Origin of the sequence: Actinacidiphila glaucinigra (assembly GCF_900188405.1) — a bacterium.
GTDB classification, from domain to species: domain Bacteria; phylum Actinomycetota; class Actinomycetes; order Streptomycetales; family Streptomycetaceae; genus Actinacidiphila; species Actinacidiphila glaucinigra.
Genome location: NZ_FZOF01000011.1, coordinates 67,622 through 89,876 on the forward strand (window position 1 = coordinate 67,622; position 22,255 = coordinate 89,876).

Annotated in this window: 26 protein-coding genes, 3 pseudogenes and 1 riboswitch; of the genes and pseudogenes, 12 read left to right on the forward strand and 17 right to left on the reverse strand. The window is 70.4% G+C overall.

Annotated elements, in window-relative coordinates; translation table 11 throughout:
• Nucleotides 1-67: 67 nt before the first annotated feature.
• A complete protein-coding gene (locus tag CHF15_RS22625) occupies nucleotides 68-967 on the reverse strand; it encodes an SDR family oxidoreductase (protein WP_089225777.1) in 900 nt (299 codons plus the stop codon).
• Between the two features lie 515 nt (nucleotides 968-1,482).
• Between CHF15_RS22625 and CHF15_RS22630 the strand changes: the two genes are divergently transcribed.
• Both CHF15_RS22630 and CHF15_RS46705 read left to right on the forward strand, forming a co-directional pair.
• Entirely contained in the window at nucleotides 1,483-1,704 is a 222-nt protein-coding gene (locus tag CHF15_RS22630) for a hypothetical protein (RefSeq protein ID WP_143681616.1), read from the forward strand.
• Between the two features lie 320 nt (nucleotides 1,705-2,024).
• A pseudogene (locus tag CHF15_RS46705) lies at nucleotides 2,025-2,309 on the forward strand (Ku protein); the annotation flags it as partial.
• A gap of 120 nt (nucleotides 2,310-2,429) precedes the next feature.
• Here the strand turns inward: CHF15_RS46705 and thiE are convergent.
• The 3 genes from thiE to CHF15_RS22645 form a co-directional block, all read right to left on the reverse strand.
• The gene (gene thiE, locus CHF15_RS22635; RefSeq protein WP_089225687.1) at nucleotides 2,430-3,119 is read right to left on the reverse strand and encodes a thiamine phosphate synthase; all 690 of its coding nucleotides are present in this window, start codon (nucleotides 3,117-3,119) and stop codon (nucleotides 2,430-2,432) included.
• The gene (thiM, locus tag CHF15_RS22640) at nucleotides 3,116-3,925 is read right to left on the reverse strand and encodes a hydroxyethylthiazole kinase (RefSeq protein ID WP_089225688.1); all 810 of its coding nucleotides are present in this window, start codon (nucleotides 3,923-3,925) and stop codon (nucleotides 3,116-3,118) included. Before thiM ends, thiE begins: the two co-directional genes overlap by 4 nt.
• 72 nt (nucleotides 3,926-3,997) lie before the next feature.
• On the reverse strand, nucleotides 3,998-5,404 hold the full coding sequence (locus CHF15_RS22645; RefSeq protein ID WP_089225689.1) for a purine-cytosine permease family protein: 1,407 nt from the start codon (nucleotides 5,402-5,404) through the stop codon (nucleotides 3,998-4,000).
• Nucleotides 5,396-5,489: riboswitch (TPP riboswitch) on the reverse strand. (Overlaps the previous gene by 9 nt.)
• Nucleotides 5,490-5,642: 153 nt before the next feature.
• On the opposite strand from CHF15_RS22645, the gene CHF15_RS45015 reads away from it, so the two are divergent.
• Entirely contained in the window at nucleotides 5,643-6,245 is a 603-nt protein-coding gene (locus CHF15_RS45015; protein WP_179279916.1) for a hypothetical protein, read from the forward strand.
• 326 nt (nucleotides 6,246-6,571) lie between these two features.
• Here CHF15_RS45015 and CHF15_RS22655 read toward each other — a convergent pair whose 3' ends face one another.
• Nucleotides 6,572-7,102 (reverse strand): hypothetical protein, encoded by a 531-nt coding sequence (locus CHF15_RS22655; protein WP_245938974.1) that lies wholly within the window; start codon nucleotides 7,100-7,102, stop codon nucleotides 6,572-6,574.
• A gap of 380 nt (nucleotides 7,103-7,482) precedes the next feature.
• Nucleotides 7,483-8,211, reverse strand: a complete 729-nt coding sequence (locus CHF15_RS22660) for a hypothetical protein (protein ID WP_089225691.1) — start codon at nucleotides 8,209-8,211, stop codon at nucleotides 7,483-7,485.
• 182 nt (nucleotides 8,212-8,393) lie between these two features.
• Between CHF15_RS22660 and CHF15_RS22665 the strand changes: the two genes are divergently transcribed.
• The gene (locus CHF15_RS22665; protein WP_089225692.1) at nucleotides 8,394-9,146 is read left to right on the forward strand and encodes a phosphotransferase family protein; all 753 of its coding nucleotides are present in this window, start codon (nucleotides 8,394-8,396) and stop codon (nucleotides 9,144-9,146) included.
• 41 nt (nucleotides 9,147-9,187) lie between these two features.
• On the opposite strand, the gene CHF15_RS22670 is transcribed toward CHF15_RS22665, so the two are convergent.
• The 3 genes from CHF15_RS22670 to CHF15_RS22680 form a co-directional block, all read right to left on the reverse strand.
• Entirely contained in the window at nucleotides 9,188-9,454 is a 267-nt protein-coding gene (locus CHF15_RS22670) for a hypothetical protein (RefSeq protein WP_089225693.1), read from the reverse strand.
• A gap of 365 nt (nucleotides 9,455-9,819) precedes the next feature.
• The gene (locus CHF15_RS22675; protein ID WP_089225694.1) at nucleotides 9,820-10,149 is read right to left on the reverse strand and encodes a CPCC family cysteine-rich protein; all 330 of its coding nucleotides are present in this window, start codon (nucleotides 10,147-10,149) and stop codon (nucleotides 9,820-9,822) included.
• A gap of 360 nt (nucleotides 10,150-10,509) precedes the next feature.
• On the reverse strand, nucleotides 10,510-10,899 hold the full coding sequence (locus CHF15_RS22680) for a hypothetical protein (RefSeq protein ID WP_089225695.1): 390 nt from the start codon (nucleotides 10,897-10,899) through the stop codon (nucleotides 10,510-10,512).
• A gap of 70 nt (nucleotides 10,900-10,969) precedes the next feature.
• Between CHF15_RS22680 and CHF15_RS46710 the strand changes: the two are divergent.
• Nucleotides 10,970-11,176: pseudogene (locus CHF15_RS46710) on the forward strand (IS982 family transposase); the annotation flags it as partial.
• Nucleotides 11,175-11,276: pseudogene (locus CHF15_RS46900) on the forward strand (IS982 family transposase); the annotation flags it as partial. The pseudogenes CHF15_RS46710 and CHF15_RS46900, both read left to right, overlap by 2 nt.
• Before the next feature lie 18 nt (nucleotides 11,277-11,294).
• Here CHF15_RS46900 and CHF15_RS45020 read toward each other — a convergent pair.
• Nucleotides 11,295-11,456 carry a hypothetical protein gene (locus CHF15_RS45020; protein ID WP_179279917.1) on the reverse strand — a complete coding sequence of 54 codons (162 nt, stop codon included), beginning with the start codon at nucleotides 11,454-11,456 and terminating at the stop codon, nucleotides 11,295-11,297.
• A gap of 293 nt (nucleotides 11,457-11,749) precedes the next feature.
• Here CHF15_RS45020 and CHF15_RS46425 point away from each other — a divergent pair, with 293 nt between their 5' ends.
• A complete protein-coding gene (locus CHF15_RS46425; protein ID WP_265737402.1) occupies nucleotides 11,750-11,923 on the forward strand; it encodes a KOW motif-containing protein in 174 nt (57 codons plus the stop codon).
• Between the two features lie 193 nt (nucleotides 11,924-12,116).
• Here CHF15_RS46425 and CHF15_RS22695 read toward each other — a convergent pair whose 3' ends face one another.
• The 3 genes from CHF15_RS22695 to CHF15_RS22705 form a co-directional block, all read right to left on the reverse strand.
• Nucleotides 12,117-12,650: a GNAT family N-acetyltransferase gene (locus tag CHF15_RS22695; protein WP_089225697.1), complete on the reverse strand. Its 534-nt coding sequence runs from the start codon at nucleotides 12,648-12,650 to the stop codon at nucleotides 12,117-12,119.
• A 126-nt stretch (nucleotides 12,651-12,776) separates the two neighbouring features.
• Nucleotides 12,777-13,385 carry a glycine-rich domain-containing protein gene (locus tag CHF15_RS45490; protein WP_245938976.1) on the reverse strand — a complete coding sequence of 203 codons (609 nt, stop codon included), beginning with the start codon at nucleotides 13,383-13,385 and terminating at the stop codon, nucleotides 12,777-12,779.
• A gap of 730 nt (nucleotides 13,386-14,115) precedes the next feature.
• Nucleotides 14,116-15,105: an alpha/beta fold hydrolase gene (locus CHF15_RS22705; RefSeq protein ID WP_089225699.1), complete on the reverse strand. Its 990-nt coding sequence runs from the start codon at nucleotides 15,103-15,105 to the stop codon at nucleotides 14,116-14,118.
• A gap of 108 nt (nucleotides 15,106-15,213) precedes the next feature.
• Between CHF15_RS22705 and CHF15_RS22710 the strand changes: the two genes are divergently transcribed.
• Nucleotides 15,214-15,870 (forward strand): helix-turn-helix domain-containing protein, encoded by a 657-nt coding sequence (locus CHF15_RS22710; RefSeq protein ID WP_089225700.1) that lies wholly within the window; start codon nucleotides 15,214-15,216, stop codon nucleotides 15,868-15,870.
• 66 nt (nucleotides 15,871-15,936) lie between these two features.
• Here the strand turns inward: CHF15_RS22710 and CHF15_RS22715 are convergent, their stop codons facing one another.
• The 4 genes from CHF15_RS22715 to CHF15_RS22730 all read right to left on the reverse strand — a co-directional run bounded on the left by CHF15_RS22715 (nucleotide 15,937) and on the right by CHF15_RS22730 (nucleotide 19,043).
• Nucleotides 15,937-16,164 (reverse strand): hypothetical protein, encoded by a 228-nt coding sequence (locus CHF15_RS22715; RefSeq protein WP_089225701.1) that lies wholly within the window; start codon nucleotides 16,162-16,164, stop codon nucleotides 15,937-15,939.
• A gap of 230 nt (nucleotides 16,165-16,394) precedes the next feature.
• Nucleotides 16,395-17,852 (reverse strand): glycoside hydrolase family 47 protein, encoded by a 1,458-nt coding sequence (locus tag CHF15_RS22720; protein ID WP_245938977.1) that lies wholly within the window; start codon nucleotides 17,850-17,852, stop codon nucleotides 16,395-16,397.
• 167 nt (nucleotides 17,853-18,019) lie between these two features.
• Complete coding sequence (locus tag CHF15_RS22725; protein WP_089225702.1) at nucleotides 18,020-18,421, reverse strand: PPOX class F420-dependent oxidoreductase; 402 nt, start codon at nucleotides 18,419-18,421, stop codon at nucleotides 18,020-18,022.
• On the reverse strand, nucleotides 18,402-19,043 hold the full coding sequence (locus CHF15_RS22730) for a TetR/AcrR family transcriptional regulator (protein ID WP_089225703.1): 642 nt from the start codon (nucleotides 19,041-19,043) through the stop codon (nucleotides 18,402-18,404). The genes CHF15_RS22725 and CHF15_RS22730 overlap by 20 nt, the downstream gene beginning before the upstream one ends.
• 110 nt (nucleotides 19,044-19,153) lie before the next feature.
• Between CHF15_RS22730 and CHF15_RS22735 the strand changes: the two genes are divergently transcribed.
• The 4 genes from CHF15_RS22735 to CHF15_RS22750 all read left to right on the forward strand — a co-directional run bounded on the left by CHF15_RS22735 (nucleotide 19,154) and on the right by CHF15_RS22750 (nucleotide 22,253).
• On the forward strand, nucleotides 19,154-20,095 hold the full coding sequence (locus CHF15_RS22735) for an oxidoreductase (protein WP_089225704.1): 942 nt from the start codon (nucleotides 19,154-19,156) through the stop codon (nucleotides 20,093-20,095).
• Between the two features lie 177 nt (nucleotides 20,096-20,272).
• A complete protein-coding gene (locus CHF15_RS22740) occupies nucleotides 20,273-20,503 on the forward strand; it encodes a hypothetical protein (protein ID WP_089225705.1) in 231 nt (76 codons plus the stop codon).
• A 261-nt stretch (nucleotides 20,504-20,764) separates the two neighbouring features.
• On the forward strand, nucleotides 20,765-21,409 hold the full coding sequence (locus CHF15_RS22745) for an RraA family protein (RefSeq protein ID WP_089225706.1): 645 nt from the start codon (nucleotides 20,765-20,767) through the stop codon (nucleotides 21,407-21,409).
• A 166-nt stretch (nucleotides 21,410-21,575) separates the two neighbouring features.
• Complete coding sequence (locus tag CHF15_RS22750) at nucleotides 21,576-22,253, forward strand: flavodoxin family protein (protein WP_089225780.1); 678 nt, start codon at nucleotides 21,576-21,578, stop codon at nucleotides 22,251-22,253.
• The last annotated feature ends 2 nt before the right edge of the window (nucleotides 22,254-22,255 follow it).

Here is a 22,255-nt window from a genome sequence, read left to right on the forward strand (position 1 = left end):
GGCCGGTGGCGCGTCGCCTGCGCCGTGAACCGTGGTCGGCCGGGTGCCGAGGACGTGGCTGCCGGCGTCACGCCTCCGGAAGTGCGGCCATCGACGTCGCGACGACCTCCTCGACCGATGGCGCCGGCGAATCTCGCGGCGCCGGGGCGGGGTTGTGGACGAAGGCGTGCGCAGCCGCGAACTCGTCGCGGGCGGCGGCTTCGACCGCCTCCAGGTAGGCATAAGCGTCCTCCCCGATCGGCACGCGCACCGGCGCCGATCGGGCCGAGACGAGCCGCAGTACATGCGCGGCGAACGTCTCGGGGCGGCCGATCTCCGGATCGTCCAGCATGGCCCGCAAACCCGCTCGCACCTCCCCCGTGCTCACCAGGTACTCGGGGATACGGTCGGCGGTCTCGGTCACCGCTGTGCTGTAGTGGGTGGCGAACTGGCCGGGCTCCACCGCGTGCACCCTGATCCCGAAGGGCGCGACCTCCGCGGCGAGCGCCTGCGTCATACCCTCCAGCGCATGCTTGCCCGTCACGTACGCGGACAGGCCGGGCAGCCCCATCCGGCCGACCAGCGAGGAGACGTTGACGATGTGACCCGCGCCCTGACGGCGCATCAGGGGCAGGACAAGGCGGCTCAGCCGCCACGGGGCGACCGTCAGTACCTCCAGCTGCGCGCGCAGTTCCTCGTCGGACACCTCCTCGACCGCGCCGAACAGTCCCGATCCCGCGTTGTTCACCAGCACGTCCACTCCGCCGAAGTGATCAACCGCGTACGCCACCGCGGCCTCGCACTGCCTGGCGTCACACACGTCGAGCGCCATCGCCGTCACCCGATCCGGATACCGCTCCACCAGATCCCGCAGAGCGGCCGGCTTGCGGGCCGTGGCGATCACGAGGTCCCCGGTCTCCGCCACCGCCCCCGCCAACGCCCGCCCCAGTCCCGACGAACACCCCGTCACCAGCCATCGCCGCGTCATGCGTCCCCCCGTGTCTGCAGCCCGCGACACGTCGTGCCGCTCGAAAGCGATCATGGCAGCCGGAACGGACCACCAGCAGAGGCGTGCGGGGGCAGGACCGGCGCGCACGCGGGCTCACCGGCGCACATTCCGCGACGTGCACGAAGCCTCGGCCGCAATGGCGCGGCGCCCGCCCGCGCAGGCCCCGCGGCACACTCCCGAAGCAGCAGTCGCGAGCGAGTCCGGGTGGGCACTCCCCACAGGCGCGGGAGGAGGAGGCACCACGCTGTTCCCCGCGATCGGCGTACGCGCACGCTCGCCGCACAGCCGGCCGTCAGGCTGAAAGGCGACCTGCCGCCTGCGAGAGCCCCCTGGCCGGCTTGGCGCGGGCGGGCCCGCTCCTCGGATCCCGGAGCAGGTCCCCGGCGCATGACGTTGTCGTACACACGTGCCAATCCGGATCGGCGGAGCCACTCGCCCCGCCATCGGCGACTGATTCGCTCGCTCTCGCGCGGTAGCGCGGCTCGGTGTGGCTCATGGCCGCGCCCGTCCTGGAGACCCTGTCCAGGCTCCCGGCCCTCGAACACTCCGATCGCCGGTTCCCATGGCTGGCGACGGTGGCGTTCCTCGAGGTGAACGGCCACACGCTGGACCACCCGGCGCAGAAGGAAGCCGTCCCGCTGGTGACCGTCGTCGCCCGTGGCGCCACCGGTGTGCAGGCCTGTGCGCGGCAGCTCCGTCGCTGGGCCCACTCCTGACCCGCGGCTGGCCCCGGTCGGCGGGTGAGCCCCGGCAACCTCTCCCCCGAGCTGACGCAGAGGGTGGTCAGGCGGGTGCCCGCACCACAAGGTGCCTGATCACCACCCCGGAGCAGCACCCCTCGCGGGGAACCGCCCCGTCTTGCAGGCTGACGGTACGCGCGGGATCTGGGCCGGTTGCGTTGAGCTTCGGCCCGGTTGTCATCCCGATCGGCCTCTACTCCGCGTTCAAAGGGGCACGGCACCGGATTCCACCAGGTCCGCGCGCGAGCGACGGAGCCCGCCTCAGGCACCGGAGGTAGTTCTATGAACCCGAAGGCGTGGAGATACCCCCATCGGAGATTCCGCGCGGCGTGGAGCGGCCTGACGGCCGCCCCGTCGTGCTCCTCGAAAAGGCTCTGGCCGCCCTCCCCCGGCCGACGAGGCGCGCTGTCGATGTCGTCGGTCTCATCGACGAGCGCGGCATCGGCCCACTGCTCTACGCCAGGCCCCACCAGGGAGGCGCTGCCGGCGAACAGGGTCAGCGCGCACACCCGCTCCTGGTGGAGGCTCTGGCCGGGCACGACACGGTGGCGGTCGCCGAAGTCACCCTGCGCCCCGGGGAGCAGCCGGCAGTACTGACCGAGGCCACGGCGCGGCACGCTCGTATCGCGTATGCCGATGTGTCCATGAAACGGACGACGCTCCTCGACCGCCCTGGTGACCGAGGGGGAGCTCGACGCTCGTCAGGCGAGGTCCTTCTCCCGGCTCCGGGCCGGCACTCGGCTCCAAGCGTCGGCATACGCGCGGGCCGCGGCACTGGGGTCCTGAGCAGCGCAGATGCCGGAGACGACGGCCGCCCCCGCTGCCCCGGCCTCCCTCAGCCGTGGAAGGTCGGCCGGGTTCACACCACCGATCGCCACGGCGGGCAAATCGCTGAGCCGGGCGAGGCGGGCGAAGCCGTCGTGGCCGAGCGAGGGCGGGGCGTCTGCCTTGGTCCGGGTGGCGTGCAGCGCGCCGATGCCTACGTGGTGGACGCCTGCCGGATCCTGGGCGGCGGCGCGCAGTTCATCGGGAGTGGCGGCGCTCAGGCCCAGGACCGCGTGCGGTCCGATCAGATCGCGTACAGCGCTCGGAGGCAGGTCCGACTGCCCGACGTGGACGCCCGACACGCGTATGCCGGCGGCGCGGGCGGCCAGGAACACGTCCACCCGGTCGTTGACGATCAACGCCACGTGCTCCGGGAGGACTGCTGCCACTTCCGTGACCGTGCGCAGGAAATCACCGCCGTCGGTGTGTTTCTCGCGGATCTGCACGGCGGTGACGCCCCCCTTCACGGCCTGGGCGACGGTTTCGGCCACGCTGCGGCCCCGGGCCTCGCATTGGGCCGCGTCCGTGACGAGGTAGACCGACAGATCGACCGGCGTCACCGTCACGACACGGCCGCCCGCTCGGCGATGTCGGACTCCCGCAACGCGGCGAGCGCGTCCAGGAACGCCACGGCGAAACTGCCGGGCCCGGCAGCCTGCTTCGCGGCCAGTTCGGCGGCGACCGTGTAGGCGGTGACGGCCGCGACCGTCGAGGCGAACCGGTCCTCGTCCACGGCCGCGTAGGCGGCCATCACGGCGCCCAGCGCACAGCCCCCGCCCGTCACCCGGGTGAGCAGGGGGTCGCCGTTGGCGATGCGAGCCGTACGCGTCCCGTCGGTGATGAGATCCACGGGCCCGGATACGGCGACCACGCCGCCGGTAGCGTCGGCCACGCGCCGGGCTGCTTCCCCGGCCGCCTCGACGCCGTCGGACGCATCCACTCCGCGGCCGCCTCCGCCCGCTCCCGCGAGCGCGATGATCTCGGAGGCGTTGCCACGTACGACCGTCGGCCGCAGTTCGAGGAGCTCGCGCGCGAGCGCGGTGCGCACGGGCAGCGCGCCGACCGCCACCGGGTCGAGCACCCACGCGGTACCGGCCGAGCCAGCCGCTTGCGCGGCCTCGACCATGGCGGAGCGCTGCTCGGCGTGCGGGGTGCCGAGATTGACCAGGACCCCCGAGGCGACCTCGGCGAACGGTCCGGCCTCCCCCGGGATGTCGACCATGGCGGGTGAAGCGCCCAGCGCCAGAAGGACGTTGGCGGTGAACCCCGTCACCACCGAGTTGGTCAGGCACTGCACGAGCGGGGAGTGGGCCCGTACGCGTGAGAGCGCCTGCGCGGCGAAGGCGGTGTGATCGGCGGCAGTCGGGGGCATGCGGACTCGCTCCTTGGGGGACGGACGGTGTGCGGGCGTCTGCGATGGTCGGCCGTTCGGGGGCGCGACGGTTCAGGGCCGCGAACGGTGGCGCAGGCGCAGTGGGGTGTACACGCCGAGGGCCACGAGGAACGCCACATAGTACGAGAGGTCGGCGCCGTGCAGGGCTTCGGCCACCGGGCCGACGTACAGGCTGGTGTCCATGAACGGCACAGCCGCGGCGAAGGCGGCCACGAACGCGACGACGGCGGACCAGCCGGGCTGCGGCCGGCCGGTCTCGGCGGCGAGGTCGATCGGTGCGCCGGCCCGTGCTCGTGCCCGGGCCAGCCAGTCGACGATGACGATCGCGACGAAGCCGGGAATCCAGTAGCCGACGAAGAGCAGCACGTTCTGGAAGCGGGCGGTGGTGTCGGCGGCGTGCATCCACAGGACCAGGGGGAAGCCGAGGACTGCGGCGAAGGCGGCCGCGGCCGGGCGGGGAACGCGCACACCGACGGTCTGCAGGGCCAGGGATCCGCTGTAGTCGTTCATGGCGTTGCTGCACAGGGCCGCCAGGGCCACGGCGAGCAGTCCGAACGCCCCGAGTGGCCCGCCGCCCAGCAGCTCGGCCACGCCTGCGGCGGTCTGGTCGGTGAGGACGGACGCGCCCCAGAGCCCGAGGGCCTGGACGCCGACGAAGGACACCACCAGGCCTGCCAGCGTGCACCAGAACATGCGCGGGCCGGAGGTGGTCCGCGGCAGGTAGCGGCTGAAGTCACTGGCGTACGGAGCCCAGGACAGGGCCAGGCTCAACGCGATGGTGCTGGTCAGGACGAACGCCCCACCCCGGTCGGCGCCATGGGCGGAGCCGTTGACCGCTGGGTGCACACCGTCGAGCAACTTCCAGGCGATCAGGGCGAAGGCGGCGGCGAGAACGAACGTCATGACGATCTGCAGCCGGTGAATGGCCTCGTAGCCCAGGACGCCGAGAGCGCCCTGGGCGAGCATCATGACCAGGACTCCGAGCCAGAACGGCCAGCCGCACAGCCGCGCCAGCGCATCTCCGCCGAACAGCCCGATCAGGGCGTCCCAGGCGACCGAGGACAGCCACTGCAGGATGCCGGGCACCGCGACGGCCCGGCCGAAGGCGAGCCGGGCCAGCGGCAGCTGCCCCGCGCCGGTCCTGCTGCCCCAGGTTCCCAGGTAGGCGGTGGGTATCGCGCCGACCACGGTTCCGAGCACCACGGCGGTGAGCGCGGTGGCGAAGTCCAGGCCGAGGACGATGCCGATGGTGCCGGTGAACACGCCGGTCATGGTCAGATTGGGGGCGAACCACACGGTGAACAGGCGCCCCGGGCCGCCGTATCGGTTGCCCTCCGGGACCGGCTGAATGCCGTGTGCCTCGATCCGCAGATCGCCGGCGACCGCCGGCATCCGCCCGTCGAAGACGGCCTGTCGGCCGTCGGCGGGCAGACCGCTGGAAACATGCGTCAATGGCATGGAAGACATCCCTCCGCCAGTACGAACTGGTTCAGGTTCGACGGGTGTGATCTCAGCCCCCGGTGGGGCACCCCGTGTCCGGTACGGGGGACAGAGTAACCCGACGCCAAAACCCGGTGCGTCGACGGGGTGGGGCCGCGCGTCGTACTGACGCTGATGCTCAACAAAGGTGTCGCCAAATCGCTGAACGTTGAGCACATCGCGGATCGGCAGTTGATCACCATGACTCGTGGTTCAGGTGAATGAGGCCCTCGACGGTGTTCAGACGGGCATGCAGGGCGGCGTCGGGGACCGGGGTGGTGACCAGGAGGAACACGTTGGTGGTTGGGTGTTCCGGCAGGTAGAGGTCTTCTTCACCGTCCTGCGGCGATCACAGCCAACTGGCCCAGCCGAAGGTCAGGAGGTAGGCGCGCGTGATTGCGGCCCGCCCGCGGCGCCCGCCACCGACAACCGCGATAAGGGCGACGGTGAACCAGAACGCAACCGCTCCTCCGACGATCAGAGCCCACCCGGCGCCGCCATCGGCAGCGAACAACGCCACGATGAAGGTCGTTATGGCGAGCCCGGCATGGGCACCGCCGATACTCACATGGAGCATCTCGCGTACGACACGACGGTCCTCTGCGAGAACCCGCTCATACGCGTTCAGCTCTCGCCCCGGACCGTCCTGTTCCTCCATGCCCCGCTCCACAAGCCCCCTCAACACATCGTCGCCAAGCTGAGTCCGACAATCCTGTGGACGCTCCACCCTGCCACAACGTTGCCGCTCGGCGACTTTCCATACACGGCCCAGGTAGCCTTCTTCGCGCCCGCCAGAAGGTTCTTGGCGCTGCGTTCATGACATTCCTGATCTTTCGGACCCAGCATCTCGGTGCTAGGGCTGCCGGCTAGGTGTTGCGGCTGCGTTCACGCCACCGGCGACTCCTGTCCGCCGGGGCCGAGCCCTCAGCGAGGGCCCTCCGGTACGCGGCCCGCTTCGCCAATTCGCGCCCGCAAAGGATTCCCCACAGGAGGTCACGTACATCACCTGCGGCACGATGAACAACAGACACCAGGCTGGATGGTTCTGCCATTTCGGCTTGTCCGTCACCCCTACCCCCTCGAAAGCCGCGCGTTAAGAGCTGTCCCGTAACTGGTCAGAAGTTCGCCCCCGCGAGGAGTGGCCGGTCAGCCGACCGGACTCGCGTCGACGCCCACCGTCTCCATGCACGCGTCGTCGAAGGCGTTCAGGGTGATCACACCGTCACGGACGTCGTCCCAACTCGCGACCAAGGTCCAGCCGCGCTGCTTGAGGGCCACACGGACTTCGAAGACCTTCCCGGAACTGTCCCCCTTGTGCGTCTCCGGCTCCCCGTCCTGCTGCCAGTCACGCTCGCGCAGCTCGCGAACCACCGCCTCCCAGCGGGCGACGTCGACCCGGGTGGTCTTTGTGGCGAAACCCTTGAAACCGAGGCCACACGATCGCGGCGAGCCCGGCTCAGCGTCCGCGTTCATTCCGCCGTATTCGGGTACGTTCGCCGGAACGCCCGCGCCCACAGCCGAGCTGTCCAGGTCCATCCGCACGACTTCCTTCGTGAGCGGTCCGGTGCCCGCGGGCCGTGGCTGAGGCGACGCCGACACCGGGGACGCGGACGCTTCCGTGCCGGCGTCGCCGGTGCCGCAGCCTGCGGCACCCAGCGCCATGACTGCAACCGCCACGGCGACGCACCTCGCCCTACGCACAGTGTCCCCTCCCAGGTCAGGGACCGTTTGCCCCCGTGATCAAGCGAGGAGTATGCCACGCGGTACTGACAGAGCGACACGGATTATGCGGCAGATCAATTGTGGAACAAGCCTTGGTCTGCCGCCTGATGGCGGCAGCGCTGAAGACTCGCCAACCGGGCTGTGGCGCGCAGGGATCGAGACCCGACCCGGGGCGCTGCCCCGTGCCCGTCTCGGTTCACGCTCTCACTACCGGGGGATCCAGTCCTCGCGGCTGCGGGATTCGGTCGTCGTGACCCAGCACAGCGTCGTTCAGCGGAGCGCGGGCCACGAAAGCCCGACGGCTTCGAGGAGTCCGCCAGGGCGGCGGGTGCTGATCAGCTCTCTGTTCCCGACGCCCCAGCAGGGCCGGCACCCTGGGCGAGGTAGCGCATGGCGCGCATCAGCGAGTCCGCCTCCTCACCGTGCAATTCCCGACTGGGTCCCCCGAGAGCGGCACCCCGGACGGCGATGTCGCGCAGGGCCCGCACCGCGGCGTCCGTCTTCTCGACCTGCGACTGCCGATCGGGCCCCGCCGCCTGGAGGTCGCTTCCCATGGCAACGGAGATCGCTTCCCGGGCCGGGAGGAGCATCATCGGGGCGGAATACGCGGCCAGGTCGTCAACGCAGACCAGGCGCAGTTGGCTGGGCTCGATCTCGGAGCCGGACAGCACCACTTCGGTGTTCTCGACTCGGCCTCGGGCGACCCAGTAGGGGTTGCCGCCGTTCCTCCAGAGTTCGAACGTCACGGGCTTTCCGTCTGCGGTGATGGTGATGGGTTCGGAGACCGGCAGCCCGGCGGGAAGTCCCTCACCGGGGTGGCAGTAGTCCTCCAAAGCGTCCTCCAGCGCCTCGCCGGCCTCAGCGTTGCCGGAGGAGGCGCTGAAAACCCTGACGTGCTCGGCCTGGGAGTCATATGACGCAGAGCCGAACCACAGGAACACGTGGATGTCGTCGGTGACTTGGTTGTGGCCGCTACCCATGAACTGCCGTGATTCCGGCCAGTCGGCATCAACGGCGACGACCCTGAAGCCATTCGCCGGAACAGGAATGCCTTGATCATTCATGCATGCGTTCTCCTTGTGCTCGTCCGTGATCAGGCATCGTGCCATGCACCAGACGACGGCCAACGGGGCGGGTTGGGGGCTGGTCCGTGCGAGGCCGCCGGGTGGCGGGACGCGGTCAGCCGCGTCATCGCACGCGCCAAACCCGGCGACGTCGGCGATTACCCCCGGGATACTGGTCGCCCATGGATGAGGTCAAAGTCGTCGTCGCCCATTCCGAGCGAGCGACCCTGCGCGTCGGCGACGTGTTCCTGAAGGTGGACGCCGATCAGGCGCGCATCGACGTCGAGGTCGAGGCGATGTCCCTCGCGCCGGTCCCGACCCCGCAGGTCCTGTGGCGCAAGCCGCCCGTGCTCGCGATCGCCGCACTCCCGGGGACGACGCTCGGGCGCCTCGGCGGGCCGTCGACCGGGGCACCGGCGGCGTGGGCCGCGGCGGGCGCCGCCATCCGGAAGCTGCACGACGCGCCACTGCCGCCCCGGCCCGGCCAGGCCGGCCGGAGCATCGTCGCGCTGGCGGCGGAACTCGACGACGAGTGCGAGTGGCTCGTGGCGAACGGCCTCCTGCCCGCAGGCCTCGTCAACCGCAACCGCCAGGTCGCCCAGGCCGCACTCCGGTCATGGACTCCCGCGTTCACGCACGGCGACCTGCAGATCGCGCACGTCTTCGTCGACGGCGACGAGGTCACCGGCATCATCGACTGGTCCGAGGCGGGCCAGGGTGATCCCCTGTACGACCTCGCCACCTTCACGCTCGGACACGAGGAGCACCTCGACGACGTCATCGCAGGCTACGGCACCGATATCGACATCGACCTCGACGTGATCCACGCATGGTGGTCGTTGCGAAGCCTGCTGGTGGTTCGTTGGCTGATCGAACACGGCTTCGACCCGTTCGCGCCGGGCTGTGAGGTCGACGTGCTGAGATCCCGAATGTGAGGCTGCGCGGCGCCGACCCTGCGGGCTTGTTCCGGCGCTGCTCAGTCACGCCGGACGGCGACCAGGCGCGCGACCACAGCGAGCACCAGCCCGGCCGCGAGGAGGTACAGGCCGAGACGGTCCTCGGGTACTGCTGGTGACCACACCCGCCAAGCCGACGGGGTGTAAAGGTCGGCTGCCAAGTAGTCCCGGTAGATCCTGGGGGGCGCGCTGGTTTGGCCGCGCACCCACAGCAGGGCTCCTGTCGCGGCGCAGGTCGCGGATATCGCGTACAGGACAGAGGCGCGTCGCGGGGCCAGTCGGTTCACGGGTTCTCCCTCGTTTCATCGTTGTGGCGTGTGGATTCTTGCTGCCCGTGCCGGTTCGCGTTCCCACCGGGGCCGCCAAGTCCCAGCCCGGACCAGCCACCACTCCGGTGAACGACCGAGGGCCTGCCGACCCGCCAGAGCAGCCCGGGCTTCGGCTTGACCAGGCTCGTCAAGATGTGGCAAGCGCTTGGAAGACGTGGGCATGCTCCTGCAACCCAGGTCGGCCGGCTTGCGACACGGTCGCGGTGGACTGCTGGGGAGTGGCCCGTGGCTTGCGTTGCCGCCACTGCCGTTGCTCGGCCAAGTCTGCTGGTGGAGTGCGGTGTGCGGCGGCGTTCACCAGGAGACGCAGCGCCTGAGGATCGCTAGGCGGTGTGCCCCTTGTCGCGCATGAGCTGTTGGGAGGCAGTCCACCACAGCCCTTCGCCGCCGACCGCCGCTGACGCGTGGTTCTCCGTCCCGAGGCATGCGATGTGGTCTGCGTACTCCTTGCGGGCCTCGGTCAGGCTCATCGACCCATTCGGTCCGCCCCACACCTCGTCCGCGTTGAGGTCGTCCTGGCCGTCGTCCTCCCACCCGCACTCCTCGCAGATCTCCCAGCGACACCGCGACTCCAGGGTCAACAGGCGACAGCAAGGGCAGGGATATGGTCCCCCGCCGGGCGGACATGCTTCAAGCAGTTCTTGTGGAGTCATCACGTCGCGAGCGTGGCACGGACCAAAGGGGTACGTGGCGGAATCGCAGTCCCAGGAGCCAAGGAAGCGATCCTGGACCTCGCTGACCTGGGCACCCCGTGAGATCGAACGCTGTGACCTGCGACCGACTGGTGAACGGCAGCCGGCGTCGATCGTCATCGTCTGCCCTTGGACGGCCCAGTGGATCTAGAACGGCCGGAACACCTCGTGCGTCCATCCGTCCGGAAGCTTGTTCATGAAGAAGGCCTAGATCGGACCGTGATCGGACTCGGTGACCAGGCCCTCCCGCTGATCTGAACTTCGGCGTCTGACAGCGGGCGGCGGGCTGCCGACCCTGGTTGTCGAGGCGGCAGCGGGCGGTCAGGCGCCAGGGGCGACTTCGGGGTGCGTGAACCGCACGGGCTTGCCCAGCGAACGGGCGTAGGCGATTTCTGCTCGGGTGCTGTCCCCGATGTAGTCGCCGACTACGAGCACCTCATCGGCGAGGCGGATCTTCGCCCGGTGCAGATCGTCGAGTCGCACCTTCAGCGCTTCGGCCTCGACAGGATCGGACCAAAGTTCGTGCGGCGACTTCATGTCACAGCCCGGTTTGACGACAATCTTCCCGGCTGTGGTCTCCCGCAGATCGGCCTCTGCCATCTCGGTCATGAAGCGGGTGGAGCCGCAGATCACGACGATACGCGGGAGGCTCAACAGCTTCTTCGCGTCGGCGAGTTTCTCCTCGGGGGTGAGCAGTTGCGGGTTCGACACTGGTTCCTCCAGGTGGTATGGCCCAAGGAGTGCCTGCGGAGACGAGAACGAGGGTGTCCAAGATCGTTTTGTGACGAACGACGTGGATACCCTCGCGACAGCACTCTATGCGACGACCGACGACATGCTGAAGGAGCATCCCGACCTGGCGCCGTGGCGCCCGTCGGTCGGCATTACACCCCGCTTGAGCGATGCCGGCACCCTCGCCATGATGCGGGCCATTGTCGGCTTCGCCTCCGAGGCCGAATGGCTCCGCCATGCCCGTGCCCACCTGCGCCCGCGTCATGCAACGCGTCCTCGCGCTGACCGCCGCGATCTGGCACCACGACGCCACCGGACAAACCGCCCTACGCTCACTGATCGCCTACGATCACTGACCCCTTGAAATAGATCATCTACACGGCCAGTAGCGCGGCAAGCAACGCGGCCGCCATTGCCGAGAAGAGCCGCGGCTTCCTCCAGCCCGGCCCGGAAGCCTGGCGATCCAATTCCCAGGCGATCACCAGTCCGCCACCCAGGCCCAACGCGCTCCGCAGCAGGAAAACGGCGGTGTGCACAGGGATCCTCCAATGGCTTCGAACGGACGGGAAGGCTACCCCTTGCGTCGGTCGCGCGATGCTCCGGGGTCCCGGTTCGGAAGAGGGCATCAGCCTCGGCTTGACCTGGTCGGACGCCAGCCTGCGGCTGTGCCTGTTGTTGCTCCCGGTCCCCCGTGATTGCCGGGCTCTTCCTGCTCGATCCGGCACGCCTGTGACACGGGCTGCCAATCGTCGCGAGGGCTGCCGTAGACAACCTGGTTGACAGTCGTTCGCCTGACCACGAAGGAGCCGACGATGACGGAACTGCGGATCTGCGTGAGGGTGATACCGCGCTCATCTTGGATGGCCCCTTCGCGGACTTCACAGGGCCCGTGCGTTCCATCGACCACGAGCGGGGCCGGGTACGTCTCGTCGTGTTGGTCTTCGGGGACGAGACCGTCATCGATGTCGGCCTGTCCTCGGTCGAGAAGGCCTCGGAAAGCTGAGGTTGGTAAGAGCGGCGCCCGCCCCCCTTGTGCTGCCGCTCCCGGGCTTGACCACGGCCGCCTGCGGCGTCGTCATTGGTCGTCGCCGTACGCTGTCGGGCAGCTTCGGACGGCCCGGAGACGGCCACCGGGCCGGTCGGCCGCGCCGTGCCGCGCCTGCCGAAAGCAGCCGGCGGCCGACCGCGCTCCGCGTTCAGGCGTGGAACTCGCTGAGGTCGATCGTGTGGACACGCAGCGGGAAACCGTACTCCGGGTGCGTGGTCTCGCGCTGCGGCGCCATCCCGAGCTTGCGCATGACGTTCTCCGAGGCGTTGTCGCCGATCCGTGCGATGCCGATCAGGTGGTCCAGGCCCCGGTCCTGGAGCGCGAATTCCATCGCGGCGTGGGCGGCCTCCGAGGCGTAGCCCTGACCCCAGAACTGCGGACCGAGCCGCCAGCAGACGGACACCTGCGGCATCACCTCGGGCAGGAACTCCGGCAGGGTCAGGCCGGTGAATCCGGCCAGTTCGCCCGAGGCCAGCATCTCGACGGCGAAGAGGCCGAAGCCCTCCTCGTCCCACTCCTCCTCCCACCGCTCGATGGCTTCCGCCGTGTGTTCCAGGTCGCGCACGGAGCCGTCGCCGACCCAGCGCATCACCTGCGGGTCGCCATTGATCTCGGCCATGGGTACAAGGTCGTCGTCGTGCCAGCGGCGCAGAAGGAGGCGGGGAGTCTGGATCTCGGTCATGGGCTCATCCTGGCGAAGGTGACGCCGCAACGGTAATCGGGGTGGGCGAGGTGGTCTCCACATCCGGGAACCAGCCCACCTCCGGCACCGCGGCCCGGCGCGCTGCACGACGCGCCCGGCCCTGGGCTACCACCAGATGACGACGTATCCCGGGCCGCCGGTCTGGCCGACACCGGGGTCCATGAACGAGACGGTGCCGCCTGTGCCGCCGATGCCCGCAGTCGACGGTGCCGGCTGGATGACACCGTCCACTGCCGGACGGCCTCCCTGGCCCGGCGGCACGGTAGTGCCGCCGCGGGCGCCGTCGGCGCCTTGGCGGGCCGTGCCCTGGCCTGAACAGGAGGCGGTGCCGCCCATGCCACCGGACGAGGAGAACAGGCCGCCGGCGCCGCCGTTCGCGATCGCGAGGCCGCCGAGACCGTTGTTCACCGTGCTGAGTGAGCCTGGCTGGCCGTTCGTAAGCTGTGCCCCGCCTGTTCCTCCCGCGCCGATGTCCACCGGGACCGGCGTGCCCGGCTGGACGGGAAGAACGCACCAGGCAAAGCCCCCGGCGCCGCCGCCCGAGCCGTTGACGAGGGTGCCGTCGGCTCCCGAACCGCCCCCACCGGCACCCCATGCCTGGACGAAGACGGAGGTGACCCCGGCGGGCGGCATGAACTGACCGTCGTCGAGGAAGTCCACCAGGCCGTGCCCCGGGGTGACACCAGGCGGCCCCGGCGGGCCTTCGGGACCCACCGGCCCCTCGTCGCCGGTATCGCCCTGCGGCCCCGGCGCGCCAGGTACTCCTGGGGCACCCGGCGGCCCCGGGGGCCCGGCAGGTCCGGTCTGCCCCTGCGGGCCGGGAGGCCCGGGCGGCCCCGGCGGACCCGGAATACCGGGCCGGCCCGGGTGACCGTGGTACCCGGGTCGGCCGGGGCAGTACCCGGGGAAGAACGGGAAGAGGAGGCACGGGTCGGCAAGACCTGTCTCAGCACCAGGTTTTGCGGCGTCAGCTCGGCCGCTGCCGGCGCTCCCCGCGTACGCCGCACCCGCCTGAGCACCGGACGCCAGGATCACGCTCACGGCCACCGCCCACATGCGCAGACCGCCTCGGCGCCGTACGGGCGCCGCAGACACACCTATTCGGGACAACACGACACCTCCAGCAAGGGGGCCCGCGACGCGCGGCACACGCCGCTCACCAGGAGAGAAGAACAGTCGGAGACAGCAGCGGACCCATGGAAAGAATCACCCTGCGTAGCGTTACTTGCACATTCAGTAGCCGACCGGGTGATCACAATGCCCGGGACATCCTCGGCAGCACTCACTGCCGCCCGCGGCAGGGGTTCCGGGCCGCTGGGCCGCACCCTCGCTCGGGCCAGGCGACACGGGAAGTCCTGGAGTCGGTGGCCGGCGGTGCCTGCCGGGCCGTCAGCCGCTTTCCCCGGAGTTCGCCGAGGCCGGGGCCGACGACGGCGCCGGCGGTTCAAGGCTGGAGGGAGGCGAGCCAGCCGGTCAGCAGGCGGTTGACCTCCTCGGGGCGCTCCTGCTGGATCCAGTGCCCGCAGCCGTCCAGGATGTGGCTGGCGGTCAAGCCGGGGAGGGTGGCCGGGTAGGCGTCGATCGCGTCCGCCATCCAGGTCGTCGAGGCGTCCAGGGCGCCGCCGATGAACAGGGACGGCTGCTTGATCGGGGCGCCGGCGTACTGGGCGAGGTCCTCCCAGTCGCGGTCCATGTTGCGGTAGCGGTTGAGGGCCCCGGTCATGCCGGTGCGCTCGAACTCCCCGGCGTACACGTCGAGATCGTCCTCGCTCAGCCAGGCCGGCAGCTTGCCGACGGGGAACCGGTCGCGCAGCCGGCCGCCGGTGCGGGCCACGAAGTGCGGGTCGGGCTCACCCTGGTCGGGCATGGTGTCCGCGGACAGGGCCGCATAGAAGCCCGCGAGCCAGCCCCGGACGTCGGGCTCCATTTCCGCTTCGGCCCTGCCGGGCTCCTGGAAGTACGAGACGTAGAACTCCTGGTCGCCGCCCATCCGCGCGAAGGCGTCGGTGGGGCGGGGGCCGCCGGGCGGCGCGTAGGGGACGCTCAGCAGTCCGACGGCGTGGAAGACCTCAGGGTGGAGCAGGGCGGAGGCCGCCGCGATGTTGGAGCCCCAGTCGTGCCCGACGACCGTCGCCCGCTCCTCGCCCAGGGCGCGCACCAGCGCGACGTTGTCCTCCACCAGGTCGAGCATCCGGTATGCGTCGGTGGCGGCCGGCTTGGACGAGCGGCCGTAGCCGCGCACGTCGAGCGCCACGGCCCGGTACCCCGCCGCCGCGAGGGCCGGGAGCTGGTGGCGCCAGGAGTACCAGGACTCGGGGAAGCCGTGGACGAGCAGGACCAGCGGTCCGGTGCCCTGCTCGACGAGGTGCAGGCGTCCGGCCGGTCCCTCGATGGTGCGGTGGCGCGGGTCGGCGGACGGCGCGGGCTGGTGCATGGCTTCTCCTCGGTTCACGGGCGGCCGCGGTTGCCCACCGATCATGCGGCGCGGCGACCGCGCGGCGCGAGTACCCTTGCCAGCCTGGCAAACTCGCAGGACAGGCCGATGGAGTCGACGTGGCCGGAGGGAGCAACGGTGACGGATGACGGCACAGCCGCCACGCTGGCGGCGATCGGCCCCCGGCTGCGGGCCGCGCGCGAGCAGCTCGGCGCCACACTCACCGACGTCAGCCACACGACCGGCATCTCGCTGAGCACGCTGTCGCGGATCGAGACCGGACGGCGCAAGCCGACCCTCGAGGTGCTGCTGCAGCTGGCGAAGGCGTACGGCATCTCCCTGGACGAGCTGGCCGGCACCGCACCCGCAGCACCGCCGAGACCGCGCACCCCCACGCCGCCGCATCCCGGCGACGACAAGGCCGTGTTGCCACTGACCCGGTACGTGGGGGGTCTGCACGCCCACAAACACGTCCTGCCCGCCGTCGACGAGGCGCCGGCGCGTCCGCGGCTGGCCTCTCACGACGGGTACGAATGGCTGTGCGTCCTGTACGGGCGGCTGTGGCTGGCGCTCGGCGAGCAGGACCTCGTCCTGAGTGCGGGGGACGTCGTCGAGTTCGACACGCGCACCCCGCACGGAGTCGCGAACGCCGGGCCCGGCGGACCGGTCGAATATCTGATCATGTTCGGGCCGCAGGGAGAGCGCCTGCGGCCGCGCACCCCTCCACCCCTCGGCCGCCTCCCCGACCGCGCCGGGCGCCGGTGACGACTGCGCCACCGCGACGCGTGGCGCCCCGGTACCGGCCGGTTGGACGAACGTGCTCGAGAAGGTCTACAGGGCCGCGCGCTGAGCCGCCTGGTAGGCGTCCCACAGCGGCTTCACGACCGTGCATTCCCGGGCGGCGCCGTCCCGGCACGTGGGGCATTCGGTGGCGTGGTCCAGCCATGTGCGGTACGCCGCCTGGACCGCTTGGTTCGCCTGGGTCACACGGGCCCGGACCACGGCGCCGGGACCCGAGCCGGTCTCCAGCCAGCGCTCCGTGTACCCGGACTCCCCCATGACCAAAGACTCCTCAACCTCACCGGATCCCGCATCCGGCTCGCCCCGACAGCGGACTCCCAATGTATCGATGTGTGGCGTGCCACATCTCGAACTGGCACATCATCTGGACAACTCCAGCGTCTTGGGCATGTGACTGGCTGAATCCTTGCGGTGCGCACCACCCGGCGGTCGGGGACCCGGCTCGCGCTGTCCCCTGCGGGCGGCGCTCGCGGAATCCGGGCCACGCGTCACTTGCCGACAGGTCCGCCGCCGCCCGGTGCGGGGGCAGGGGCTCGCAGCCCGCGCAGCACATTGCCTTCCGTCGTCAGATAGCCGGAGCCGTAGTCGAAGCGACGCGCCTCGGCGAACAGCAGGTAGTAGTACTTGGCGTTCTCGCTGAACCAGTACGCCGGGGTGAGGTCGCCCAGCTTCATCGGGGACGCCGTCACCTCACGAACGACCGTGTAGCCGCCCGCGACCTTGCAGTACCGCTCCTGGCGGTCGAACATCTCGCGGGCGCGCTCCCGGTACAGCTCCTTCCCGGTGACGAGCCACAGGGACAGGCAGGCGTCGACGTACTCCGGGCGCAGCGGATAAGAGGGGTTCCACGCGCGCAGGCTGCGGTAGTCGAGGAGGTCCGGTGGCAGGCGGAAGGCGCCGAGCACGTCCGTCCAGCTGTCGTGGTAGCTCTCGCCTTCGGCGACACGCCCGCTGCGGGCCAGCAGTCCGGCGTAGAAGGCGGTCAGTTCGGACTGGACCTGACCGGTGGCGCGACCGGTGCGCATCTCCGCCTGACGGAACCACAGCCGCCCCGTACTCCGGTCGGCGAGGTGCCTGAAGATCCCGGCGGTCAGGGCCGTGTACCAGGTGCGCAGTTCCTCGTCGCCGTACAGCTTCCAGCCGTGCCACAGGTACTCGAAGAAGGAGTCGGCCGGCGGATCGAGGGTGGCGGTGGTCCCGGTCCACGCGCCGGTCTCGACGTCGAGCGTGGTGCCCAGCAGGTCCAGCCGTGAGCGGCGTTCGCAGACGGCGCGCAGCGCCTTCTTGGCCACGTCGTAGTAGGTACGGTCGCCGGTGATCCGGGACAACTCACCGAACTCGGTGATGCAGCTGCCGATCTCGGCCAAGTGGTTGTGGCGGCCGCTCACCGCACCTGTGGAGAGGTTGACGTACCGGTAGGGGGCACCCGTGGGCGATACGAGGAAGGCGGGCATCAGCCGGTCCGCGAGGTCGCGGGCGACGTCGAGCAGCGCGGGATCCCTGGTCGCGAGGTGTCCCGACAGCAGCCCCCCGACCAGCCGGATGATCGCCTCGAAGACCTGGACGGAGACGTCCTGATCGAGGTCGAGCTCGTCCTTCACCCACCGGACGGCCGCGTCCAGCTCCTCGTCCAGCTCCATCAGGTACAGCGTGTCGAGCGCCTCGACGATCGTCAGACCGAACGTGTGGCCGGGGGCGAAGAAGTCCGCGCCGCGCCCACTGAGCGGACGCAGCTCGTCCCGTCCCCAGGCCAGCCGCCGATAGGCGTCCCAGGCGCGACGGAACGCCGCCACGGACGCCTCCCCCAGACCCGCGAACGGCTCCGCGGCCGCACTGGCGGAACCGTGCACGGACGCGACCGGGACGGCGGCGACGGGGGTGAGGGCCGTGAGAGCACCGAGCAGCCCGCGCCGCGAGAGAGAGCCGGGACCCGCGCATTTCCTCATGCCCCGGAACATCCCCCGAAAGCCCCGCCCTCCTCACACGGATGACGGAACATCACCGTGTTGACGGGACGGCCCCTCGGCGGGGCACTGCCTGGGCCTTTCGACTCTTCTCCCACCCCGCGCGTGGAGCGCCGCCTCCGCGGCGCGCTCCCGCGGCGTACCGGCGGTCATGCCGTGACGGCGATGCCGGCCAGAGGGCGTTCGCGCCGCAGCATCCGGTCGGCCAGGAGCACCAGGCGGTACATGAGGAACCGCCGCCGCATCAGTTCCCTTACCTGGGAGGTTTCCAGGGCATCCAGGAGCCGGGCGGTTCCCGGGGTGACGGGTGCGTCGCCGGGGACGGATCCGTTCATGCGGCAGGGTGCGACGGTGACCCGCGGGTCGTTCCGGATGCGCTTGATCTTGCCGGAATCCGGCGGTGTCAAGGCGTAGAGGACGCCTTCGTGGACGACGCAGCCTACGGGGGTGGCGACCGCGCGCCCGTCCCTGCGGAACGTGGTCAGACTGGCGTACTTGCCCTGGCCGACCCGATGGAGAGCGCGCTCGAAGTCACCGGTCCCGGTGGACATGCCGGCCTCCCGTGCTGGTGGTCTCCGTCGCATGGCCGACGAGGTCGCGGGCGGTCCGCGCGGCCTGGGCCTCGACGGTCGCCAGGGTGTTCCATGCGCCGGGCAGCATGTCCTGCTGCAGGAAGAGAGCGAGCCCGTGGGCTGCGGCCGAGACACGGACGAGCAGGTCGAACGCCGCGTCCGGATCGGCGGTGACGCGACTGGTGACGGGCATCAGGTCGTCGTGCAGGGCGCTGCCCGCCGCTGCCAGCTCGGGGTGCCTGCCCTTGTCCAGACCGGCGAGGAAGGTGATGTCGAACAGGGCGCGCTCCTCCGCGGCGAAGCGTACGTAGGCGGAGGCGAACGCGGCCAGCTGTTCGGCGGGGTCCGTGCTGGAGGCCAGCGCGGCTCTGTAGCGGCGCTGCTGCTCCTGGTAGCCCTTCAGGGCCAGCGAGACCAGCAAGGCATCCCGGTCGGCGAAGTGCTTGTAGGGCGCCGAGACGCTCACTCCGGCCCTCCGGCACGCCTCGGCAAGGGTGAAACCGTGCGGGCCGCGCTCCGTGACCAGGGCCAGTGCGGCCTGTTCGAGCGCGTTGCGCAGGTCTCCGTGGTGGGTCCCGCTGGGACGTCGGTTGACTGTCACACCCTTGAGGTTAACACTATTAACCACAAGGTGAATGCCATTAACCTTGCCGGAACGCCAGAACACCCCGCACACCTCAGCACCCCATCGGCCCGACACCTGGAGACGACATGCCCCGACCGCTACCCGCGCGCTGGACCGCCCGCGACATACCCGACCAGCGCGGCCGCACCGCCGTGATCACCGGCGCCAACGCCGGCATCGGCTTCGAGACCGCCAAGGCACTGGCGCACCGTGGCGCATCCCTCATCCTGGCGGTGCGCGACCCGGAGAAGGGCAAACGCGCGGCGGCCGCGATCACCTCCGACGCGGAGGCGGCAGACGTGCACGTGGTGCACCTCGACCTGGGCTCGCTGCGTTCGGTCCGCGCGGCCGCCGAGGAGGTCCACGCCACCTGCTCCCGGATCGACCTGCTCATCAACAACGCCGGCGTGATGTACACGCCGTACGGGACCACCCAGGACGGCTTCGAGCTCCAGTTCGGCACCAACCACCTGGGGCACTTCGCGCTCACCGGCCTGCTGCTCGACCTGCTGCCCGCGACCCCGGCCTCACGCGTCGTCACCGTCAGCAGCGCGGGCCACCGCGTGGGCGGTCCGATCGACCTGGCCGACCTCGAGTGGCGGACACGTCCCTACAACCGGAACGCCGCGTACGGGCACTCCAAGCTGGCCAACCTGATGTTCACCTACGAACTCCAGCGCAGGCTCCCCGCCGACGGACCCCTGGCCGTCGCCGCACATCCCGGCGGCGCCGACACCACGGGTTCCCGGAGCGCGATGTCCCAGGCCTCCGCCGTCACGCGCGCGGCGTTCGCAGCCGTCAGGCCGTTCCTCCTCCAGTCGCCCGCGATGGGGGCCCTTCCCGTCCTCCGCGCCGCGACCGATCCCGACGTCCGGGGAGGGGAGTACCACGGACCCCGGGGCTTCCAGCAGAGCAGGGGCTACCCTCGGTCCGTCCGCTCCAGTGCCCAGTCCTACGACGCGTCGCTCCAGCGCCGGCTCTGGGCGCTCTCCGAGGAGCTGACCGGGGTCGCCTTCCCCTCCCGGTGAACGCGCGCGGTTCCTGTGCATGTGCGGCGGACGGGCCGGGGCCGGTTCGCAGACGAACTCATTCGCCCCCATTGACCGGCGGCTCCGGCTGTCGGTAGTACGGCGACGACCGCAACCCGATGGATCACCCGTACGTCCGCACTGACGGAGCCGAGCCCACACCACCGAGAGGCGACCATGTCGCACCCCGCGGAACCCCTCGTCGAATACTGCTTCATCATCACCTTCAGCCATCGCGAGCAGGACCTGATGACCTTCTCCGGCACCTACACCCCCGCACCGGGAATGACCAGGCACGACGTCTACACCACCATCCGCGCCGATCATGTGCGGCAGTTGCCCTCACACATCCAGAGCAGCCACTACCAGGTCACCTACTTCTCACTGGAACGCAACCAGCTGACCTGACCGGCTGTCCGCCCGCGCCAAGAGCAGGTCCCCCTGAGCAGCCCGGGCGCGCGAGCCGATTCCGTCCTACGATCGGCTGGACCGCGCTGCCGGGAAGGCGTGCGCTCGTGGGTGCGGACGTATCACTCGGCGATCACCCGAACGGGGCATCGGCGACCCTCGGCGCTGCGGGCTCCAGGTGACGTGTCCGGGGCGGACAACCGGTGGCCGCGCTCGTCCGTGACGCTCCCGAACCGATCGCGAGCGGCCAGGAGGAGACGCATGAGCAGTGAGCACGACACCGAGTACGCCGCCACCGCCGCACGGCTCGGTTGCGCGCCGCTGGTGGACGCGATGGGCCGCCTTCACCACCACCGCGCGCACATCGTCGCCCTGTCCAGCCCCGACCCCACCAAACCGCTCTTCGGGCCGGCCGTCACCCTTGCCTACCTGCCCTACCGGGACGACCTGCCGCAGACCGAGACCGGCTTCGGCAAGCTCTTCGATCAGGCGATCGGCGACGACCCGGCCGGGAAGGTCCTGGTGCTCTCCAGCGGCGGCTATCCGGACCTCTCCCATGCGGGCGGTACGAAACTGTCCCGGGTCGCTCGTCACGGGCTGGCCGGAGTGCTGGCGGACGGCAGGCTGCGGGACTTCGCCCAACTGAGCGACTACGGGTTCGCGACCTGGTGCCAGGGCGAGGCGACACGCTGGGGCGGCGACACCATCATGCCGTTCGCGGCGAACGTCGCGGTGCAGATCGCCGGTGTGTGCGTGACTCCCGGTGACTACGTCTTCGCCGACGCGGCGGGAGCAGTGGTCATTCCGCAGGCCAGTATCGAGCGGGTCCTGCAGGAGGCGGCCAGGATCGACGCCGAGGACGCCGAATCCGTCGCCCGGATCCTCGACGAGCACCCACCGCGCTAGCGGCGTCGGGTTGCCCTCGCATCGTGCGTGGGTGAGCCTCCTCAAGGAGGACATCGCTCCCGACCGGGCGTCCTCCGGACAGGACCCATGCTGGGAGGAACAGGTGACGGCCCACCCGACGAACGCCCCCGCGGCGCAGGTACCGCAGTTCGAAGGACTGCGCGCCATGTTCGTCAACACGACGCTGAAGCGCTCACCGGAGATCAGCAACACCGACGGACTCATCGACGTGAGCGCGGGCATCATGCGCGGGCACGGCGTGCAGGTGGAGACGGTCCGCGCGGTCGACCACGACATCGCGACGGGCGTCTGGCCGGACATGACGGAACACGGCTGGGCCAGTGACGCCTGGCCGGAACTGTACGAGCGGGTCCTGGCCGCGGACGTCCTCGTGCTGTGCGGGCCCATCTGGCTGGGTGACAACAGTTCGGTGATGAAGCGCGTCATCGAACGGCTCTACGGTTGCTCCAGCCTGCTCAACGACGCCGGGCAGTACGCCTATTACGGACGCGTCGGCGGCTGCCTGATCACCGGGAACGAGGACGGGATCAAGCACTGCGCCATGAACGTCCTCTACAGCCTCCAGCACCTCGGTTACACGATTCCCCCGCAGGCCGACGCCGGTTGGATCGGGGAGGCCGGACCCGGCCCCTCGTACCTCGACCCGGGCTCGGGCGGCCCGGAGAACGACTTCACCAACCGCAACACGACGTTCATGACCTACAACCTCCTGCACCTGGCGGCGATGCTGCGACGCGCGGGAGGATTCCCCGCATACGGCAACCAGCGCGCAGAGTGGGACGCCGGCTGCCGCCCCGACTTCCCGAACCCGGAACACCGATGACC

Coding starts and splice junctions, on each gene's coding strand:
- CHF15_RS22625 (WP_089225777.1), bottom strand. CDS start 967: ATGACGCGGCGATGGCTGGTGACGGGGTGTTCGTCGGGACTGGGGCGG.
- CHF15_RS22630 (WP_143681616.1), top strand. CDS start 1,483: ATGGCCGCGCCCGTCCTGGAGACCCTGTCCAGGCTCCCGGCCCTCGAA.
- thiM (WP_089225688.1), bottom strand. CDS start 3,925: ATGCCCCCGACTGCCGCCGATCACACCGCCTTCGCCGCGCAGGCGCTC.
- CHF15_RS22645 (WP_089225689.1), bottom strand. CDS start 5,404: ATGCCATTGACGCATGTTTCCAGCGGTCTGCCCGCCGACGGCCGACAG.
- CHF15_RS22660 (WP_089225691.1), bottom strand. CDS start 8,211: ATGAATGATCAAGGCATTCCTGTTCCGGCGAATGGCTTCAGGGTCGTC.
- CHF15_RS22665 (WP_089225692.1), top strand. CDS start 8,394: ATGGATGAGGTCAAAGTCGTCGTCGCCCATTCCGAGCGAGCGACCCTG.
- CHF15_RS22675 (WP_089225694.1), bottom strand. CDS start 10,149: ATGACTCCACAAGAACTGCTTGAAGCATGTCCGCCCGGCGGGGGACCA.
- CHF15_RS22695 (WP_089225697.1), bottom strand. CDS start 12,650: ATGACCGAGATCCAGACTCCCCGCCTCCTTCTGCGCCGCTGGCACGAC.
- CHF15_RS22705 (WP_089225699.1), bottom strand. CDS start 15,105: ATGCACCAGCCCGCGCCGTCCGCCGACCCGCGCCACCGCACCATCGAG.
- CHF15_RS22710 (WP_089225700.1), top strand. CDS start 15,214: ATGGAGTCGACGTGGCCGGAGGGAGCAACGGTGACGGATGACGGCACA.
- CHF15_RS22715 (WP_089225701.1), bottom strand. CDS start 16,164: ATGGGGGAGTCCGGGTACACGGAGCGCTGGCTGGAGACCGGCTCGGGT.
- CHF15_RS22720 (WP_245938977.1), bottom strand. CDS start 17,852: ATGAGGAAATGCGCGGGTCCCGGCTCTCTCTCGCGGCGCGGGCTGCTC.
- CHF15_RS22725 (WP_089225702.1), bottom strand. CDS start 18,421: ATGTCCACCGGGACCGGTGACTTCGAGCGCGCTCTCCATCGGGTCGGC.
- CHF15_RS22735 (WP_089225704.1), top strand. CDS start 19,154: ATGCCCCGACCGCTACCCGCGCGCTGGACCGCCCGCGACATACCCGAC.
- CHF15_RS22740 (WP_089225705.1), top strand. CDS start 20,273: ATGTCGCACCCCGCGGAACCCCTCGTCGAATACTGCTTCATCATCACC.
- CHF15_RS22745 (WP_089225706.1), top strand. CDS start 20,765: ATGAGCAGTGAGCACGACACCGAGTACGCCGCCACCGCCGCACGGCTC.
- CHF15_RS22750 (WP_089225780.1), top strand. CDS start 21,576: ATGTTCGTCAACACGACGCTGAAGCGCTCACCGGAGATCAGCAACACC.